This window comes from Paenibacillus rhizophilus, assembly GCF_003854965.1.
Lineage (GTDB): Bacteria > Bacillota > Bacilli > Paenibacillales > Paenibacillaceae > Paenibacillus_AQ > Paenibacillus_AQ rhizophilus.
Genome location: NZ_RQPI01000009.1, coordinates 1 through 18,118 on the forward strand (window position 1 = coordinate 1; position 18,118 = coordinate 18,118).

Sequence of the window (18,118 nt, forward strand, 5' to 3'; positions counted from 1 at the left end):
ACCACTGCTTGGGTGGATAACGATTCCAAGGCCATAAACTGCTCTTGAATGACCGTAATCAAGAACGTCAGCGCCTCTTGATACACATGAAGAGTCGCATCTAGCATGCGGTGGTGAGACGTAATCGGATGTTTGAGTGTTTTGACCACCTTCATGAGATACGCCTCCATCGCAAGTTTGATGAATCCAGTATAACACAAGAACGTATGTTTGGTGAAGCGAACGTGTCTAACCCCCACCTTCGCTGTTGGCTTAGAGCTGGGGGACTGCGACACTAAATCTGTTCAATCGGGGCGGACGCTTTTTTGCCCCAAAAATTGTAATCAGATATACGGCACAGGCATAAAATGTGAAAATAAGGATGTGAAAAAAATAACATAATGGGGGTTATAGAATGAAAAACACAAAGAACTTATCTCTGCTGCTACTGATGTTGACGCTTATTCTGACAGCTTGCGGAAATTCGAATAACAACTCGGCTGTGACAGCAAGTCCAAGCAGCGAGCCGACGACAGCGGCGACTAGTACGGCGGAAACTTCCGCAGCGCCGGCTGCGGGTGCTTTTAAAGATGGAGTCTACAAAGCCGAGTATGACCGCAACGATGTGAGAAACTGGAAGGCTTATGTGGAAGTGACTGTAACCGGAGGCAAAATCGGGAAGGCCTATTATGACTACACCAATGAAGCAGGCGAGCTCAGAAGCCAAAACGAAGCCTATATAAAGGGTTTCTCTGAAGCCAATAAATTCACGCCCCGCGAAGCATTCGACAAGCTGGGTCAAGAGCTGGTAACCTCACAGGACGCAGCCAAGGTCGATGCGGTTTCCGGAGCAACGCATTCGTCCAGAAACTTCAATGAGCTTTCCGCCGCTGCTCTGGTCAAAGCGGAAGCCGGAGACACGGCGACTGCCATCGTTCCGCTGTATGAGGACGGCACGTACAAAGTAGCCGCCGATGCATTTGACGACCACGGCTGGAAGCCGCAGATCAATTTGGAGATCAAGGATCACAAGATCGCAAGCGTACAGTTCGATTATGTGAACGAAGCCGGAAAGCTGAAGACGGAAGACGCCGAATACAAGGCGGCAATGGAAGCCAAGAGCAAGACCTATCCGGCCAAATATACGGAAGAGCTTGAGAAGCAGCTTGTAGAGAAGCAGTCTATCGGTTCCGTGGACGCGGTAAGCGGTGCAACGACCTCCTCGAATAACTTCAAGGCGCTTGTGGAATACGCGTTGGATGATCTGGCGGAAGTCGGCGGTACGAAGCCGGCCGCAATCAAGATTGAAGAATAAGGTCTCATTATAGTAAAACGCTAATAAGCCTGCTGTGGCCCTCATGGGCCTGGCAGGCTTATTTATGCGGTATATCGCGCTCTGGGTCTCCGATCAGACTCCAGAGACCCACCACAGCAGCGCCGCTGCGAGCAGGACGAGCAGCAGCGCCGCCGTATCCTTCCGCCGCCAGCTTAGAACAAGCCAGGGCGTTCGCGGCTTCGAAGGGTCATAGCCGCGGGCTTCGATGGCGGTGGACAGCTCGTCGCCCATGCCGATGACCTGCAGAAGCAGGGGAACCGCCATCAGCGAAATCTGCCGCGGCGTCCAGCGCGCCAGCCCCCGTTTTCGGCTGCCCCGGGAAGCGAGCGCCAGCTGAAGCGCGGAGATTTTGCCCAGAATCCAGGGGATAAACTGCAAGGTGACGGATACGGCGAGCGACCAATTCCGCGTTCTGACGCCCAGCCTTCCCAGCGGCGCAATCGCCCACTCCAGCCCCTCGCGCAGCGGCGCTCCCGAGGTGGTCTCGGTGAACAGGAACCCGAGTGAAACGAGCAGCCCCAGCCGGAGGACGGCGAGGCCGCCGGTTAAGGCCCCTTCGGACGAAAAGGCAAAGGAGGCCGCTCCGTCGGCTCCGCTCCATGAAAAAGCCGACAGAAGCCATAGAAACAGAAACATCGGCAGGAACGGCCGGTAGAACCAGACCGCCCGTTTCCGTGTGATGCCCCCGCAGGCCAAGAGCACGGCAACTAGCACAGTGGTGAGCGCGAGGGGAAGAATGCTCTTCATCCCCAGAAGCACGAGCGACCACAGCGCCATCGCCAGCCATTTTACCCGCGGGTCGAGCGTCCGCAAGACCAATCCGGCCTGTCGTTTGGCGCTGCCGCTGCCATCCGCCGAGTCCGTATCGGTATCGGCGGCGGTGATTGCGTCTGTGGCGGCGCCTCCAGCGGTAGAGGAAAGGCTGGCCGCAGAAGGACGTTCCCCGCCAGCCGCCGCCGGACCGGCGCCGCTTCCGGGGTAAACCAGGCTGCGCGGGTCCAATTCCGCCAGCAGCTCCCCGGCGCCGGAGGGCAGCGCGTCCAGCCCGCCTTGGCGCATGAGCATCCGGCCGATCCGGATATAGGCCGGAGGTTCCAGGCCCGCGTCTTCCAGCACGCGGGCGCCCTTCCACAGGCCGTCCGGCGGCCCGCTGTAGCGCAAGGCTCCTTGCGCCAGCACCGCTACCTGGTCGGCCAGCGGGAAGAAGCAGTCCAGATCGTGCGTGGCGACCACGATCGTATAGCCGCCGCGTTTCAGCTCGGCGGCGGTCTCCAGCAGCGCGCGGGCGGCGGGCGGGTCGAGCCCGGCTGTCGGCTCGTCCAGCAGAAGGAGCCGCGGCAGGGGGGCGATGGCGCCGGCGATGCAGACACGGCGCTTCTCGCCGCCGCTCAGCAGGAACGGCGAGCGCTGGCCGTATTGCTCGGGGTCGAGTCCCGCCTGCCGCATCGCCCGGTCTGCCGCCTCGCTCCGCCGAGGCTCAGGGACGGCCTGCTGCTCCAGTCCATACTCGACATCCTTCCTGACGCTTCCGGCAAAGAGCTGGCTCTCCGGCTGCTGGAAGACGATAGAGACGGAAGCGGAGGAGTCCGCGTGCGAATAGTCAATACTGCCCGACGTAGGCTGCTCTAGCCCGGAAAGCAGCCGGAGCAGCGTAGATTTGCCGCTGCCCGTCACTCCGCACAGGACCGTAAGACCGCCTTCGGGTATCACAAGATGGATGTCGCGCAGGGCGGGAGATTGGCCGTAACGGTAGGACACGCCGGTCAGCTGTATCGGCATAGCGCCTCCTCCAGCTGCTGCTCCGTCAGCGGCAACCGATCGGACGGCCAGCCGCTGTCCCGCATCTTCCGGCCGATGCCGATGACGGGGGAATCTTCCCAGCGAAGCGCGGCAGGCAGCCCGGAGTCATAAAAGAGCGTCCGCGGATCGCCGTCGTACACCAGCCGTCCAAAGTCCATAACGGCAACGCGCTCCGCCGCTGCCAGCTCCTCCATCCGCTGCGTCACCCACAGCACGGTAACTCCCCGCCGCCACAATTCCCGGCTGAACGCGAAGATCTCTTTGCGGGAGACCGGGTCCAGCATGGAAGTTGCTTCGTCAAAAATGATCATCTCCGCTTCCAGCGCCAGGCAGCAGGCGATGGCCAGGCGCTGCCGCTCTCCTCCCGACAGCTCCGACACGGGCGCACGGGCCTTGTGCCCAAGGCCCGCCCGCCGCAGCGCGTTCAGCGTCCGCGCCTTCATCTCCTCCCGGGAAATTCCCCGGTTCTCAAGACCAAAGGCGACATCCTCCTCCGGTGTTGAGCCGATGGTCTGGGCTTCCGGGCTCTGAAAGACGAGCTGGATGCTCCGTTTGACGGCGCTGCGGTTTTCGGGTGACCGCAAATCAAGCCCGGCCGCCGTAAGACTGCCGCCGGAAGGAACGAGCAGCCCGTTGAAGGTCCGGACGAGGCTGGATTTGCCGCTGCCGTTGGCGCCCGTCAGCGCGACCCATTCCCCTTTTTCGATATGTAAATTAATATCCTGAAGCACCGTCAGGCTCTGCTGGCCGTCCAGCAGTGTCAGGTTCAAGTGACTGGCATGAATCATGATGACCGCTCTCTTTCCTATAAGACTGGCGCTTGCTTAACGCTAACGATTATATCAAATTAACGCGTTGATGTATTCGGGGGAAGATGGTATATTGATCTAAAAAATTGGAGGAATGTTTAACTCATGAACAGATGGTCCTTGCGCGGGCTTATTTTCAGCGCGCTCTTTGCGGGCGTGATGATCGCGTTAAGCTCAATGAAAGTGTCGCTTCCGTTTTCAACGGTGCCTATTACCCTGCAGACACTGGCGGTTATGCTCGCCGGTTCCGTGCTGGGTGCCAGATATGGAACAATCGCCGTCCTGATCGTCATTGGCCTTGCCGCCGCGGGCTTTCCCGTATTGGCGGGAAGGGGAGGCATATCCGTCCTGGTCGGCCCGACGGCCGGCTATATCTTCGCTTGGCCGTTTGCGGCCTTTCTGATCGGATGGTTTGCCCAGCGCATGTCGCAGGGCAAGTTTACCGTCGGCAAGCTGCTCGGGGTAAACTTTCTGTTTGGTTCCCTGCTCGTCTATCCGCCCGGTGTGGCCTGGCTGGCTCACTCGATTCCCAGCATCGATACGCTGCCCAAAGCGCTTACCGCGGGCATGCTGCCGTTCCTTCCGGGAGACTTCCTCAAGGCCGCGTTGTGCGCATCGGTCGTCACCGCCGTATGGAAGGTGTATCCGATCGAACGGATTGTGGGCGGAACGAACGGCGTTTGGCTTGGTAAGAACGCATACGAAGAAAAGGCTTAATCTGAAGCGTCAAACTATTAATATATAAACTTTTTAGCATCAAAACAACAGCAGCCCCGCCGTCCGCATGCATTATCTCGGACAGCGGGGCTTGCTGTGTCATAGGAATGGCTCCGCTTCTGGAAACTCGGCACTGCCTCTCCGTCTATTTCTTCTCCGGTTTACCTTCCTTCGCGGCAGCTTCGGTTTCAATGGCGGCTTTAGAGCTGTCCTCTTCGCGGTCCGGCTGCTCGAGCGGCAGCGCCCACACGGACACGCCGCCGCCGTTTACCGGAAAGACGGCCCATCCGTCTTCACCGATCTCTACCGTATCTTCCCGGCTCAGCGTCAGATCGATCCAGACCTCCCCGGCGCGTTCCTCACCGATGAACATGCTCTTCTCGCCGTCGTCTCCGTTCGATACCACGACCGCGCAGCCCGACTCTGGAATTTCCTCGACTCCCCGGCGCACCCAGCCGATCGTATTCGGATGATCGAAGTAATCATTCTGTTCGCCGTAGGCTTTATGGTAGCGGGCGCACAGCAGACGGTCGATGTCTTCGCGCTTGCCTTCAACCTTCGTCGGTCCGCCGATACCGTAATAATCGCCGTAAAATACAACGGGATACCCATCTTGGCGAAGCAGGATCAGCGCATACGCGCTCAGCTTGAACCAGTCGCCGACCCAGGATTCCAGCGACTCATGGGGCTGGGAATCATGATTGTCGACAAAAGTGACGGCATGGGTGGGGTGCGTCTGCACCAGCGTATCATCGAAAAGGGTGGTCAGATCGAAGTCCCGGCCGCTCAGCGAAGCGGCATGGAATTTATAGTGGAGCGCCACATCGAACAGGTCAATCTGATAATCGACCGTGTCCAGAAACTGGCGGCAGGCTTCAACATCCGGATTCCAGAATTCGCCGACAATATAGAAATCCTCCCCGCGCTTGCGGGTCATTTCCGCCGCGAATTCGCCGATAAATTCATAATTGATATGCTTGATGGCGTCCAGCCGGTACCCGCCGCATTGGAGCGTATCGACGAGCCATTTTCCCCACTCCAGCATTTCGGCGCGTACGACGGGATTGCCGTAATCGATATTGGCGAACATCAGGTAATCGTAGTTTCCGAACTCGTCGTCTACATTGCGGCTCCAGTCCTTGTTTTCCCCGATGATCTTAAAGATGCCGGTCCGTTCTTCCTTGGCGTCATAGTCCGTGCCGTTGAAATGCTGGAAGTTCCATTTGAAGGAAGAATACTGGTCGCCGCGGCCGGGAAAAGTGAATTTCGTCCAGCCTTCAATTTCGAACGGCTCGGATATGACCTCCAGGCGGTTCTCCGGATCGACTTCGACGACCTGGAACGCCTCCGTTTCATCCGCGCCGGCTTTGTGGTTCATGACCAGATCGACATAGACCGCAATCCCGTTCCTTACACATTCCGCAATCGCGTCGATCAGATCCTGCTTCGTTCCGTATTTTGTCCGGACGCTGCCCTTTTGATCGAACTCCCCAAGATCGTACAGATCATATACGCCGTACCCGGTATCTTCGGGGGATTGGCCTTTCGTCACCGGAGGAATCCAGACGGCGTCGATTCCCGCCGCTTTCAGCTCCGGCGCAAGCTTCGCCAGCCGCTTCCAATGCTCGCCGTCGGCAGCCACATGCCACTCGAAGAACTGCATCATTGTATGATTGCGCTTCATCATGATTTGCCTCCCTATTATTGCTTCATATCCAGCGGCGCATAGACTAAAACCATTATATGTAAATCATGATGGGTTGTTGAACAAATCCAATTGCAGCGGCGCAAGGCCGCTGTCGTCTCCGCCGAGAAGAACCTGCAGCTCCTTGGCATTAGGGGTGGCGTCACCCGCCGAATTATTGTTGAAGACCACATACACGTTCCGCGAGTCCTTCTCCAGTTCTTTCAGCCGGAACTGCCATTCCGCCAGCTCTTCCGTACTGTAACGGTACAGATAGCGCAGCTTGCGCCAATCGGGATGACTGCTCTGATGCCAGCCCTTGGCGTTTCGTCCATGCATCCGTACATAGGTCGCCTCCGGCGAAGTCGACACGGACACGATTGGAATGGATCCGATTCCGGCCTGCGGCTCATCGACTACCGTGTGAATCCAGCCTTCTTTTTTCATAAACGCCAGCGTCCGTTCCCGGTATTCAGGGCTGTACCAGGTGGAGTTGCGGAATTCAAGCGCGCAGGGCACATCCTTCATCCGCTCCCTGGTTTCGCGCAGCACATCCACGTTCTCCTTCGTACAGTCGAACCACGGGGGGAACTGAAAGAGCGTCATGGTCAGCTTGCCCGCCTCAATGACGGGCTCTATGGAAGTGTGAAACGCCAGAAACATTTCTTCGGCGGTATCGAAATAATTTTTTTTGCCCCGCAGATGTCCGGTCATTCCCTGATAGGCTTTGACAATGAAGCCGAAATCGCCCGGCGTCTGGCTCACCCATTTGACGTAATTTTTAACCGGCTGAACGGCATAGAAGGAGCTGTCGATTTCCACGATGGAAAAATGCGCGCTGTACGCGGGCAACCGGTCGGCGGGCTTGATTTTGCCGTACAGTTCTTCATGGTCGCCGAATCCCGTCAAACCGATCTTGATCACAAGAATCTCCTCCTATTCTTCCCATTCTTAGCATAAATCTGTCCGGCCAGTACCGGATATCTTCTATTTAAACTGAAAAGGACTGATGAAAAACAAGAAAGAAAGATTAAAGTTCCGCCGGACCTTATAATAAATGCGAAATACAGAAAAAGGAACCGCCTCCCATAACAGGAGAACGGTCCCTTTTGCCGATGCCTATCCATTGCAGGAGGCCCGGATGTAAGAAGGCGAGCCCTCCGAAAAGCGGGCAATTCCGGAGCGGTCCGACAGATGTACGGCATTGCGCCCGCCGCGTTTGGAGGCGTACAGGGCATGGTCGGCTTCCGTAAGCAGCTCCTCCAGCGTACAGCCGGGCACAGCCTCCGTCACGCCGAAGCTGACCGTGACGTTGATGCGGCCGTTAGGCGCCTCAAGGCTTCCGGTCTCGATCGCCCTGCGGATGCGGTCGGCCAGCCGCGCCGCCTGATCCAGCGAAGTGTCCGGCAGGCACAGAACGAATTCTTCGCCCCCGTAGCGTCCGAACACATCGTCTGGACGAAGATGGCTGCGGCAAATATCTGCAATATGACGCAGCGCCGAATCGCCGAACCCATGGCCGTAACGGTCGTTAATGTTCTTGAAGTGGTCGACGTCAAACAGCGCGATTGACATGCGGCCGTTCTCCGGCGAGCAGCGCTTTAGCACCTCGCCGCTTCGCTCCATAAAGTAGGTACGGTTGCAAATTCCCGTCAGGCTGTCAATGGTGGCAAGCTGCCGCAGCTTGTCCTGAAGCAGCTTCCGCTCGGTCACATCGATCAACATGATCATCCGCCCTGCCACTTGCCCGCCGCGCTTGCGGACGGGCGAAGAGCGGATTTCGTAATAGCAAATGTCGTCCCCGTTCGACCATTGCAATTCCCGTTCTTCCTGATGCAGGGGATCGGATTCCATAACATAGGCGACCGCTTCCTTGCCTCCGGGGAGAAAGATCCGGGCCAACGGATGGCCGATGGAGGCGGCATCCAGCCCCTGTATCATTCCCGCCGCGGCCCGGTTGAAGTCGATGAGCCGGTCGGAAAAGTCCATCACGAGCACGCCGTCGCGCATGCTTTCAAACAGATTGCTCCGTGCGATTGGCGCGGCGGTCAGCATTCCTCTGGAAAGAATGGCCCAGATGTAAAGGGCGGACGTCAGGCTCATAATGATCGGCACCGGGTCCATGCCGTAAGGCGTCTTGCCCATCAAGTACATAAAGGAACCTATCGTAGGCAGTGTGAGCCCGAGCAATATAGTCAAGAACTGCCGGCGGTATACCCGCTTCATCTTGTTCCACTGCGACAGCATGAGGCAAGTGGCGGCCAGCAGACAGCCGAAGGTAAAGCTGCCGTGAACGATATAGCCGGGACCCATTACGAAATCAACGAGCGGAGCAGGCGAAAACGGCCTTAAATACAGCGAGCGGTAGAACAAATGGTGATAGTCATTGGTCAAGACCATTACCGTTGTCAGGCAGGGAATGAAGCCGAAACCGATCAGCCGGGCTCTCGTAATCAGCCGTTCCATCCCCAGAAAGTGGATGACCATAAGCAGGCTGGCGGGCGCAATGAACGGCATGCCCAGGTATTCGATTTTGAGCCACAGATTGATTTCCCGCAGCGAATAGCCCGACAGTTCCAGAGCGAATCCGAAGGTATATATGGCGGAAGCGCATGAGCTGACGATAAACGCGTTGACTCCCGCGAAATTGGTATCCTTGAAATAGGCGAAGAGGGCGAGCAGTGCGCTCAGTACGCCGGATAACGCGACAATGACTATATAATTCGAGATAAACGACCCCATCCGGAGCGCCTCCTTTCAAAAGATAGAAAATCCCTATTCGAATATATCGGCAAATCGGCGGATTTTTGACAATCCAACCGGCGGGCTGGACAAAATGACGGAAATTCGCCAAAGCTATTTTACTTTTTGTCTAGTGTCGATGAGAGGGGGGCGGTGTAACATGTTAGTTAAAGCTACATCAGTCATGCAATCTTGCTTAAAATGTTAATATTGGTGTTAACTAACATCACATTTAATAAATAATTCAGGGATAGGGGGAATATCGATGTCACTTATTGCGACAAAAGTTCCTGAAATTCAATTGGAAAATGTGGAGATGCGCTATCAGACAAGCACGGCGGATGTATTGGCGCTGCATCAAGTGAGCCTGGATATCGCCAAGGGGGAGTTCGTGTCGCTTCTTGGGCCGTCCGGGTGCGGAAAGACGACGCTGCTCCGGCTCATGGCCGATTTGATCGAGCCGACGAGAGGCCGGGTAACGGTAGCGGGTAAAAGCGCCAAGGAGGCGCGTCTCGCCCAGAAATACGGCATCGTTTTTCAAAGCCCCGTACTGTACGACTGGCGCAAGGTGAAGGACAACATCACGCTGCCGCTCGAGCTGATGGGCGTCAAGAAAGCCCGCCGCGACGAGAAGGCGCTTGAGCTGCTGGAGCTTGTCGGCCTGCAGGGCTTTGCCGACAAGTATCCTTGGCAGCTGAGCGGGGGGATGCAGCAGCGGGTGGCCATTGCCCGGGCGCTGTCCATGGAACCGGAAATTCTGCTGATGGATGAGCCGTTCTCGGCCCTTGACGAGTTCACGCGCGAGCGTCTGAATGAAGAACTGCTATCCGTATGGAGCAAGGTGGGCAACACGGTCGTGTTCGTTACCCACAGCATCCCCGAATCGATCTTCCTGTCCGACCGGGTCTTCGTACTGTCTCCGCATCCGGGGCGTCTGTCTGCTGTAGTCGATATTCCTCTGCCGCGCCCGCGGACGGCCGAGATGAGAAACAGTCCGGAATTTTTTGATCTGATCGCAGGCATCCGCGACAGCTTCGAGGGAGTGTAACCATGAAAGGAAACAGCATGCTGGTCAAGGGACGGTTCCTGCCTCTGCTCGTCTGGGTGGCGGGGCTGCTGATTGTCTGGGAGGCCATTTCGTGGATGCTGCTGAATGTGGCGCATACGCCGCTGGCCCAATCGAAGCTGCCCTATGTGCATGAGCTGATTTCGACGCTCTTTCAGTACGGAGGGACGCTGCTGAAAGAGGGGGCCGCAACCTTCGGAAACGCCGCTGTCGGCTTCCTGCTCGGCGCCGCCGCAGGCGTGCTGCTCGCGGTGCTGATGAGCGTGTCGAAGACGATTGAGCAGCTTACCTTCCCTTATGCCGTCGCCTCGCAGATGATTCCGATTCTGGGCCTCGCCCCGATCATTTACGGCATTGTCCGCGATGAACAGATTTCGCGGATTATTATCTCGGGTTATATTACGTTCTTTCCCGTATCGCTCAACATGCTGCGGGGACTGCGGAGCGTCGATCTCTCGGCGCTGGAGCTGATGCATTCCTACGCGGCCAAACCTTGGGCCGTTTACTGGAAGCTGCGGCTTCCCGCCGCTCTTCCCGGCTTGTTCAGCGGGCTGAAGATCGCCGCTCCGCTTGCGGTTACCGGCGCGATTCTGGTCGAACTTATGGGCGCGCAGCACGGCATCGGCGTCATCATGCTGCGCAACCTGTATTACGGCCCTTCCCACACTTATATGTTCTGGTCGACCATTATCGTCGGCGCGTTGCTCGGCATGGCCAGCTATGGGCTTATGAGCCTCATTGAGCGCTTTGTGGCTCCCTGGCAGCCTGAATTCCGTCCGAAAGGAGGCGGCCGCTGATGGAAGGCAATACGGTTCGCGAAGCATCGTTCGTATCACCCCACGGCCAGGAGGGCGGAAGCCGTCCGCAAGCCGCTTCGGAAGCCGCGCCGGCTTCCGAGCCTGCCGCAGCCCCTGCGCAAGAGCGCAAGCCGCGGAGGCGTTCGCGCAAGACTGGCATCTTCCGCGTCATTCTTCCTGTACTTGCAGGCGTTCTGTTTCTGGCGCTGTGGGAGCTGCAGGTGATTCATAAGATTTTCGATCTGAAGAAATACCAGCTTCCGCTGCCGTCGGCCATTGCGAAGGCGATGGGCGACAACATGAGCCTGCTGCTGTCCTATACCGGCTACACCCTCGCTGAAGCAGTGCTGGGCATGCTCGCCGGATCGCTGATCGGCTTTATCATTGCCCTGGCCGCCACGGCTTGGCCGAGATGGGGCGGCGGAAGCTTGACGCTGGTCGCCGCGCTCAACGCCGTTCCGATCGTGGCGCTTGCGCCGATCATGAACCTGTGGTTCGGCGACGGGCTGGGCTCCCGCGTCGCCATTGTGACGGCGACGACGATGGCGGCGATGGCGATCAACGCCTATAAAGGGATGGCTGCCATCGATCCGCTGGCGCTTGACCTTATGCATTCCTACGCCGCGCCCAAATCGGCGGTGTTCCGCCATCTGCGGATCAAGAACAGCCTGCCCTACGTCTTCACCGCGCTGAAAATCAACGCGACGGCAAGCATGATCGGGGCGATCGTCGGCGAATTTTTCTTCTCGTCGAGAGGGCTGGGCTACCTGTTGTCCAATTCCATCAAGGTCGCCAAAATGCCTCTGGGCTGGTCGTGCATCGTGCTTGCGGCGATTGCCGGCGTGATCTTTTATCTGGTGGTGGAAAGGCTGGAGAAGGTGTTTATCCGCTGGCATCCTTCGCGCCGGGCTTCGTAATTAAAGGAATTATCGGTACAACCGGCCGCAGGCTTAAGGATTAAGGAGCGAGTCTCAGGCCGTTTGCATACAGGTCATCATAACGGTAACCATACTGCTTTCAGGAGTCGTTTTCTTATTGATTTTTAAAAATTTTCGGTGGGGGGAATTGGATTGATGAGCGTAAAAAACAGAAAATTTCGCGGTATGCTGTTAATGGCGGTAATGGCGTTGGTGCTGTCGATGCTTGCAGGTTGCGGAGGGAACAATAGTTCTTCGGGAAGTGAGCCGTCTGCTTCCGCAGGAAACTCAGCCGCTCCGGAAGCAAGCATGGCGCCTGCGGCGGACCCGGTCACAGTCAAGCTGCAGCTGAAATGGGTGCCGCAGGCTCAATTTGCCGGGTACTATGTTGCGCTCAGCAAAGGCTACTACAAGGACGAAGGTCTGGACGTTCAAATCCTGCCCGGCGGACCGGATATCGTGCCTGAGCAGCAGGTTGCGGGCGGATCGGCCGACATCGGCGTCGATTGGGTAGCGAGTCTGCTGACGAGCCAGGAGCAGGAAATGCCGCTGGTGCAAATCGCCCAAATTTACCAAAAGAGCGGTCTCGTGCTGGTCTCCAAGAAATCGGCGAACATCAACAGTCCGGCCGATTTGAAGGGCAAACGGGTCGGCAACTGGATGGGTGGCAACGAGTTCGAGCTGCTGGCGCTGTTCGATAAGTACAAAATCGACTCGAATAAAGATGTCAAATTTACGAAACAGGGCTTTACGATGGACCAATTCCTCGGCGGCGAGCTGGATGCGGCATCTGCTATGACGTACAACGAGTACCAGGTTGTGCTGGAGTCGGGCGTCAAAGCCGAAGACCTGAATGTCATCGACATGAACGACGAAGGCGTCGCCATGCTGGAAGACAATCTGTTCGCCAACAAGGAATGGCTGGAAGCCAATAAAGAGACGGCGGCGAAATTCGTCCGCGCTTCGCTTAAAGGCTGGAAGGACGCCATCGCCGATCCGGCGGCGGCAGTGGACATTGTGATGGGGCAGGCGGAAGCGGGCAGCACGACGAAAGAGCATCAGCTGAAAATGATGGAAGAAGTCGCCAAATTGATTCAGCCGGAAGGCTTCGACATCTCCAAGCTGGGCTACACGGACGAAGCCGCATTCAAGCAAACCGCAGACATCGCCTTTAAGTTCGGCGTAATCAAGAAAGAGGCCAATCTGTCCGAGGCGTACACGAACGAAATTATGGACATGGCTTCTAAATAATCTGACCGCCCGGTCAACTCATTTACGATTCTGCGGCCTCCGTGAAATCCCTGACAACCCACCTAACCTGTGCGGATCTGATTTTGCGGAGGCGGCTTTTTCTCAAAAAGTATGGAAGAATTTATAAGTTTTCGTTTATTTCCGGCAGCATAGAAGCAGATACTCCGCTTTATGGGGGTACTTTACTGAAGAAGAGGTGACTTGCATGTCTTTGTTGGTCAAACAGACCGAAAGAGTGAGAAATTTTATCAACGGTCAATGGGTAGAGTCGTCTTCCGGGATGGAGGAAGAAGTATTCAATCCCGCGACGGGCGAAGTGATCGCTTATGTGCCGCTGTCCAGCCGTGAAGAGCTGGATGCCGCGGTTGCCGCGGCGAAAGAGTCTTTTCTGAGGTGGAAAAAGGTTGCCGTACCCCGCCGTGCCCGCTATTTCTTCGAATACCAGCAGCTGCTGCTGAAACATGCGGAGGAGCTGGCGGAGCTGATTACGCTGGAGAACGGTAAAAGCCTGGAAGAAGCGCGCGGCGAGGTGCAGCGCGGCGTCGAATGTGTGGAGTTTGCCGCAGGCGCTCCTACCCTGATGATGGGCAGCCAGCTGCCGGATATCGCCACAGGCATCGAATCGGGTATGTACCGCTATCCGCTCGGCGTCGTCGGCGGGATCGCGCCGTTCAACTTCCCGATGATGGTGCCGTGCTGGATGTTCCCGCTGGCGATTGCCTGCGGCAACACCTTTGTGCTGAAGCCGTCGGAGCGGACGCCGCTTCTCGTCGGCCGGCTGGCCGAACTTTTTGCGGAGGCGGGCTTTCCGCCCGGCGTGCTGAATGTGGTGCACGGTGCGCATGAGGTCGTAAACGGAATGCTGGAGCACGAGGACATCAAGGCCATATCCTTCGTCGGTTCCCAGCCGGTCGCGGAGTACGTCTACAAGAACGGAACTGCGCACGGCAAAAGGGTGCAGGCGCTGGCCGGCGCCAAGAACCATTCCATCGTACTGCCCGACGCGGATATGGATAACGCGGTCAAGAACATTATCGCCGCTGCCTTCGGCTCCGCGGGCGAGCGCTGCATGGCCTGCTCGGTCGTGGTTGCTCCTGAGGCGATAGCCGACGATCTGGTCGCGCGCCTCCAGGCTGCCGCCGACAATCTCAAAATCGGCAGCGGCCTGGAAGCCGGGGTGTTCCTCGGACCGGTCATCCGCCAGTCGAATAAGGAACGGACAGTCTCGTATATCGAAGCTGGAGAGCGGGAGAAGGCGTCGCTTGTCCGGGACGGCAGGAAGGACGCCGCCGCCGAAGGAGCCGGATACTTCATCGGCCCGACGATATTCGATCATGTGAAGCCGGGGATGACGATCTGGCGGGACGAGATTTTTGCCCCGGTGCTGGCCGTCATTCGCGTTGAGGATTTGGCGGAAGCCATTGACGTCACCAATCAATCGCCGTTCGCCAACGGCGCCTGCATCTACACCGACAGCGCCAAGGCGATCCGCGAGTTCCGGGAAGAGATCGACGCCGGTATGCTGGGAGTCAATCTAGGCGTGCCCGCGCCGATGGCTTTCTTCCCGTTCTCGGGCTACAAGAAGTCGTTCTACGGGGACCTGCATGCCAACGGACGCGACGGCGTAGAGTTTTATACACGCAAAAAAATGATCACAGCCCGCTACTAACCGAAAAGGAACGGCTGCGGGGCTTGAGAGGGGATAAACGCCAATGCTCAACACGGGGATAGAGAGCGAGCTTGCAATCAGCAAAGACCGGAAGTATCTGTGGCATCACATTTCGCCTTACAGCGAAGCCAATCCGCCGATGATCGCCGCGTCCGCGAGCGGTTCGTGGATTACCGATATTGACGGAAAGAAGTATCTCGACGGCATGTCGGGCCTGTGGTGCGTCAATGTGGGCTACGGCCGCAAGGAGCTGGCCGAAGCCGCGTATAACCAGCTCCTCAGCCTGCCTTATTTTCCGCTGACGCAGAGCCATATGCCGGCTATTCTGCTGGCGGAGAAGCTGAATGAATGGCTGGGAGACGAATATGTCATCTTCTTCTCCAACAGCGGCTCGGAAGCGAATGAAGCGGCCTTTAAAATGGTACGGCAGTACCAGCAGCAGATCGGCCAGCATTACCGGCACAAGTTCATTGCCCGTTACCGGGGGTATCACGGCAATTCATTCGGCGCCCTGTCCGCGACGGGGCAGGCCCAGCGCAAATACAAATACGAGCCGCTAAGCGGCGGCTTCCTGCATGTGGCGCCGCCGGACAGCTACCGCCGTCCCGCCGGGCAGTCCGTGGAGGAATTCAATCTGCAGATGGCCCAGCAGATCGAGGACACGATTATCTGGGAAGGCGCCGAGACGGTGGGAGCCGTCATCATGGAGCCGGTCATTACCGGCGGCGGCGTCCTTGTGCCGCATCAGGTCTACATGGACCGGGTGCAGGAAATCTGCAAGAAGCATGGCGTGCTGCTCATTATCGACGAAGTCATCTGCGGCTTCGGACGGTCGGGGCACAAATTCGGACATCATAACTTCGGCGTGAAGCCGGATATCGTGACGATGGCCAAAGGGCTGACCAGTGCCTATCTTCCGCTGTCTGCGACCGCCGTCCGCAAAGAGATTTACGAAGTCTTCAAGGATAACAGCGACGACTACGGCTATTTCCGCCATATCAATACGTTCGGCGGCAATCCCGCCGCCTGCGCGCTGGGGCTGCGCAACCTGGAAATCATGGAGCAGGAAAATCTCGTCGAACGCGGCGATCTTCTCGGCAAACGGCTGAGCGCCGGGCTGTCCGAGCTGCTGGATCACAAGCTGGTCGGCGACGTTCGCAGCTTCGGACTGATCACCGGCATCGAACTGGTGGCGGATAAGAATACCAAAGAGCCGGCTCCGCTTGATACGGTGAAGGGTATTATCGCCGAATGCAAGGCCAAAGGTCTGATTATCGGCAAGAACGGCGATACGGTCGCGGGATTCAATAACGTGCTGACTTTCGCCCCTCCGCTCGCCTCGACCGATGAGGATATCCAGTTTATCCTGGATACATTCAAAGAGGTAATGAACGGGAGCTGGGCGGAGTAAGCTTCTCCGGGTACAGGAACTGATAGGCCCGCAGCGCGACCTGAATCGATATACGGTTCTCCGGGGACATGAAGTCCTCGCCGAGCAGTTCGGTTATTTTGTCGAGCCGGTAGTACAGTGATTGTCTGACGATGAACAGCTTGCGCGCCGCGATCTGCTTGGACCCGTCATGATCCAGGTAGACCCGGAGCGTCAGCAGCAGCTCGCTGCCCTTCTGCTGGTCGTGGTCGATCAGCGGGCCGAGATAGGTGCGGATAAAGTTCTGCAGCGTCGTGCCGTCGTTCAGGTTCAGCAGAAGCTGGAAGACGCCAAGCTCTTCGTAGAACAGGATCGGCTTCTGGTGACAGGGATAGAGTGAGAGCGCCTGCACCGCTTCGCGGTAGCCCGTAGGGGCCTTCTTCAGCTGGGTGTGCGACTTGCCGACGCCGATCATCAGCTGAAGATCCTTCAGCTTCTCGTCGGAGCGGATGTTCTGCAGGGCTTCCAGCGCCTGCTGCAGCCGGGTCCGGCCGGGAAGTTTGGACTGAATGTCCAATGCGATGACGGTCAAACGGTTGTTTTTCAGCGTAATCAGCGGCCGGAATGAATATTTCTCAAAAATGGAACGCAGGACGAGCGAAAGGTGAAATGTAATTGATTCCCATTCGTTCTCCGAGCTGTTCCATTTTACGTTTCGGGGATTTTCGATCTCGATCAGGCACACGCGGTAAGGCAGCTCGTTGACGATGCCGAAATCCGGCCCAATCAGGCTCTTGAGCCGGTTCTCGTCGTCGATGCGCCCGTTGATCAATTCGTCGACCCACAGATTTTCGGAAAAAAGCTTGCGCTCCTCCATGTAGCGCGTGCGCAGCAGCTCCTGCGCGATGGACAGCGAGGCGGAGTCGAGCAGCAGACAGTCAAACTCCTGCGGCTTGTGGGGGCAGACCATCAGCAGGTAGGCCCAGGTCTGGTCGAGGGCGCCGACCGGTTTGAGCACGACGGTCTTGCCTCCCAATTCACGGAAGATGGGGGCCGCGTCCGGCTGGTGCACGCCCTCCATTTCCTCGTAAAAGGCCGAGAAGAAGCGCAGCAGCGGCCCCTGCTCCTCCGGCGACAGCGCGGGAAAGAACTGCGGCTTGCCCTGAAGCTGCATGTAGAGAATTTGCGTGCGCGTGCTTTTGGTCAGCAATTGAAGCACCTTAACCGTCCCCTGCGAAGTCAGCGTCAGCCGGTGGAATTCGCGGGAGATTCTCTCCAGCTCCTCAAGCATGCGGTGGTGTCGATTGATGATATGCGAATGAAGGTCGAGCGTAATATCGACGAACCGGACCGTGCGGTTGAAGACGATGAGCGGGAAATCATGCTGGTTCGCCAGCGCGATCAGTTCCTCCGGTACGGAGCTGAAGTACGTGCCCAGCTCGATGCACAGACAGGCGGCGTTCTTTTGGATCAGGTATTCCAGAAATTCCAGGGAGGAAGGGAGATCGACACTCATCCCGATGCCCGTTGTAAGTATCATTTCCTGGCCGTGAATCAGGCTCTCGAAGCTGGAGCTTTCCAGCACATGCACCCAGCGGATCGCCCGGTCGAGCCCCGTGGCCCCTCCGACGACAGCCGCATCGGCAAACAGCGGTCTTTTCAGCGCTTCTCGAATGGTAAATACAAGTTCCCAGTCCATACTCATCCTCCTTCTCTATGACGATGCCGCATTGCTTGTATTCTCGGAGTCATTCTCTGACGTTTCTCACGCGTAAAAAATACACTTTTGAAATTAGACATTATGTCTAATGTAACGAAAAATTGAATTGTCTATAGTTTGAATATAGAATGTTAGGATAACTAACCTAAACAGGCAGGGATAAATAAGTTTTTAAGTGTTACAACTTATTTTACTATAGAAATCTGCCAAAGTAAGTAGAATTTTAAGGCAATAATCGTAACTGCGTTATATTATATAACAT

The 18,118-nt window shown here is 57.1% G+C and carries 14 protein-coding genes; 8 read left to right on the forward strand and 6 right to left on the reverse strand.

The window, feature by feature from the left end; all coding sequences use genetic code 11:
* Window positions 1–394: 394 nt before the first annotated feature.
* On the forward strand, window positions 395–1,294 hold the full coding sequence (locus tag EH198_RS15520) for an FMN-binding protein (protein WP_124696433.1): 900 nt from the start codon (window positions 395–397) through the stop codon (window positions 1,292–1,294).
* A 93-nt stretch (window positions 1,295–1,387) separates the two neighbouring features.
* On the opposite strand, the gene EH198_RS15525 is transcribed toward EH198_RS15520, so the two are convergent.
* Both EH198_RS15525 and EH198_RS15530 read right to left on the reverse strand, forming a co-directional pair.
* The gene (locus tag EH198_RS15525) at window positions 1,388–3,094 is read right to left on the reverse strand and encodes an ATP-binding cassette domain-containing protein (RefSeq protein ID WP_124696434.1); all 1,707 of its coding nucleotides are present in this window, start codon (window positions 3,092–3,094) and stop codon (window positions 1,388–1,390) included.
* Entirely contained in the window at window positions 3,079–3,903 is an 825-nt protein-coding gene (locus EH198_RS15530) for an ATP-binding cassette domain-containing protein (RefSeq protein WP_124696435.1), read from the reverse strand. Before EH198_RS15530 ends, EH198_RS15525 begins: the two co-directional genes overlap by 16 nt.
* Before the next feature lie 126 nt (window positions 3,904–4,029).
* Between EH198_RS15530 and EH198_RS15535 the strand changes: the two genes are divergently transcribed.
* Window positions 4,030–4,641, forward strand: coding sequence for a biotin transporter BioY (locus EH198_RS15535; RefSeq protein WP_124696436.1), 612 nt, complete (start codon window positions 4,030–4,032; stop codon window positions 4,639–4,641).
* 145 nt (window positions 4,642–4,786) lie between these two features.
* Here the strand turns inward: EH198_RS15535 and EH198_RS15540 are convergent, their stop codons facing one another.
* The 3 genes from EH198_RS15540 to EH198_RS15550 form a co-directional block, all read right to left on the reverse strand.
* Window positions 4,787–6,325, reverse strand: a complete 1,539-nt coding sequence (locus tag EH198_RS15540; RefSeq protein ID WP_124696437.1) for an alpha-amylase — start codon at window positions 6,323–6,325, stop codon at window positions 4,787–4,789.
* 66 nt (window positions 6,326–6,391) lie between these two features.
* Window positions 6,392–7,249, reverse strand: coding sequence for a DUF72 domain-containing protein (locus tag EH198_RS15545; RefSeq protein ID WP_124696438.1), 858 nt, complete (start codon window positions 7,247–7,249; stop codon window positions 6,392–6,394).
* Window positions 7,250–7,444: 195 nt separating this feature from the next.
* Window positions 7,445–9,067: a histidine kinase N-terminal 7TM domain-containing diguanylate cyclase gene (locus EH198_RS15550; protein WP_124696439.1), complete on the reverse strand. Its 1,623-nt coding sequence runs from the start codon at window positions 9,065–9,067 to the stop codon at window positions 7,445–7,447.
* A gap of 265 nt (window positions 9,068–9,332) precedes the next feature.
* On the opposite strand from EH198_RS15550, the gene EH198_RS15555 reads away from it, so the two are divergent.
* The 6 genes from EH198_RS15555 (at window position 9,333) to EH198_RS15580 (ending at window position 16,178) form a co-directional block, all read left to right on the forward strand.
* Window positions 9,333–10,115 carry an ABC transporter ATP-binding protein gene (locus EH198_RS15555; protein WP_124696440.1) on the forward strand — a complete coding sequence of 261 codons (783 nt, stop codon included), beginning with the start codon at window positions 9,333–9,335 and terminating at the stop codon, window positions 10,113–10,115.
* 2 nt (window positions 10,116–10,117) lie between these two features.
* Window positions 10,118–10,930 carry an ABC transporter permease gene (locus EH198_RS15560; protein WP_124696441.1) on the forward strand — a complete coding sequence of 271 codons (813 nt, stop codon included), beginning with the start codon at window positions 10,118–10,120 and terminating at the stop codon, window positions 10,928–10,930.
* Window positions 10,930–11,847, forward strand: coding sequence for an ABC transporter permease (locus EH198_RS15565; protein WP_124696442.1), 918 nt, complete (start codon window positions 10,930–10,932; stop codon window positions 11,845–11,847). Before EH198_RS15560 ends, EH198_RS15565 begins: the two co-directional genes overlap by 1 nt.
* A 156-nt stretch (window positions 11,848–12,003) precedes the next feature.
* Window positions 12,004–13,098 carry an ABC transporter substrate-binding protein gene (locus EH198_RS15570; RefSeq protein WP_124696443.1) on the forward strand — a complete coding sequence of 365 codons (1,095 nt, stop codon included), beginning with the start codon at window positions 12,004–12,006 and terminating at the stop codon, window positions 13,096–13,098.
* 205 nt (window positions 13,099–13,303) lie between these two features.
* On the forward strand, window positions 13,304–14,767 hold the full coding sequence (locus EH198_RS15575; RefSeq protein WP_124696444.1) for a CoA-acylating methylmalonate-semialdehyde dehydrogenase: 1,464 nt from the start codon (window positions 13,304–13,306) through the stop codon (window positions 14,765–14,767).
* 43 nt (window positions 14,768–14,810) lie between these two features.
* On the forward strand, window positions 14,811–16,178 hold the full coding sequence (locus EH198_RS15580; RefSeq protein WP_124696445.1) for an aspartate aminotransferase family protein: 1,368 nt from the start codon (window positions 14,811–14,813) through the stop codon (window positions 16,176–16,178).
* Here EH198_RS15580 and EH198_RS15585 read toward each other — a convergent pair.
* Entirely contained in the window at window positions 16,144–17,835 is a 1,692-nt protein-coding gene (locus tag EH198_RS15585) for a PucR family transcriptional regulator (protein ID WP_124696446.1), read from the reverse strand. The two genes, EH198_RS15580 and EH198_RS15585, sit on opposite strands and share 35 nt — an antisense overlap.
* Between the last annotated feature and the right edge of the window lie 283 nt (window positions 17,836–18,118).

What these genes read in the sequence shown, in the direction of transcription:
- EH198_RS15565 (WP_124696442.1), top strand. Translation starts at nt 10,930, where the DNA reads ATGGAAGGCAATACGGTTCGCGAAGCATCGTTCGTATCACCCCACGGC.
- EH198_RS15520 (WP_124696433.1), top strand. Translation starts at nt 395, where the DNA reads ATGAAAAACACAAAGAACTTATCTCTGCTGCTACTGATGTTGACGCTT.
- EH198_RS15575 (WP_124696444.1), top strand. Translation starts at nt 13,304, where the DNA reads ATGTCTTTGTTGGTCAAACAGACCGAAAGAGTGAGAAATTTTATCAAC.
- EH198_RS15550 (WP_124696439.1), bottom strand. Translation starts at nt 9,067, where the DNA reads ATGGGGTCGTTTATCTCGAATTATATAGTCATTGTCGCGTTATCCGGC.
- EH198_RS15525 (WP_124696434.1), bottom strand. Translation starts at nt 3,094, where the DNA reads ATGCCGATACAGCTGACCGGCGTGTCCTACCGTTACGGCCAATCTCCC.
- EH198_RS15560 (WP_124696441.1), top strand. Translation starts at nt 10,118, where the DNA reads ATGAAAGGAAACAGCATGCTGGTCAAGGGACGGTTCCTGCCTCTGCTC.
- EH198_RS15530 (WP_124696435.1), bottom strand. Translation starts at nt 3,903, where the DNA reads ATGATTCATGCCAGTCACTTGAACCTGACACTGCTGGACGGCCAGCAG.
- EH198_RS15585 (WP_124696446.1), bottom strand. Translation starts at nt 17,835, where the DNA reads ATGGACTGGGAACTTGTATTTACCATTCGAGAAGCGCTGAAAAGACCG.
- EH198_RS15555 (WP_124696440.1), top strand. Translation starts at nt 9,333, where the DNA reads ATGTCACTTATTGCGACAAAAGTTCCTGAAATTCAATTGGAAAATGTG.
- EH198_RS15580 (WP_124696445.1), top strand. Translation starts at nt 14,811, where the DNA reads ATGCTCAACACGGGGATAGAGAGCGAGCTTGCAATCAGCAAAGACCGG.
- EH198_RS15570 (WP_124696443.1), top strand. Translation starts at nt 12,004, where the DNA reads ATGAGCGTAAAAAACAGAAAATTTCGCGGTATGCTGTTAATGGCGGTA.
- EH198_RS15535 (WP_124696436.1), top strand. Translation starts at nt 4,030, where the DNA reads ATGAACAGATGGTCCTTGCGCGGGCTTATTTTCAGCGCGCTCTTTGCG.
- EH198_RS15540 (WP_124696437.1), bottom strand. Translation starts at nt 6,325, where the DNA reads ATGAAGCGCAATCATACAATGATGCAGTTCTTCGAGTGGCATGTGGCT.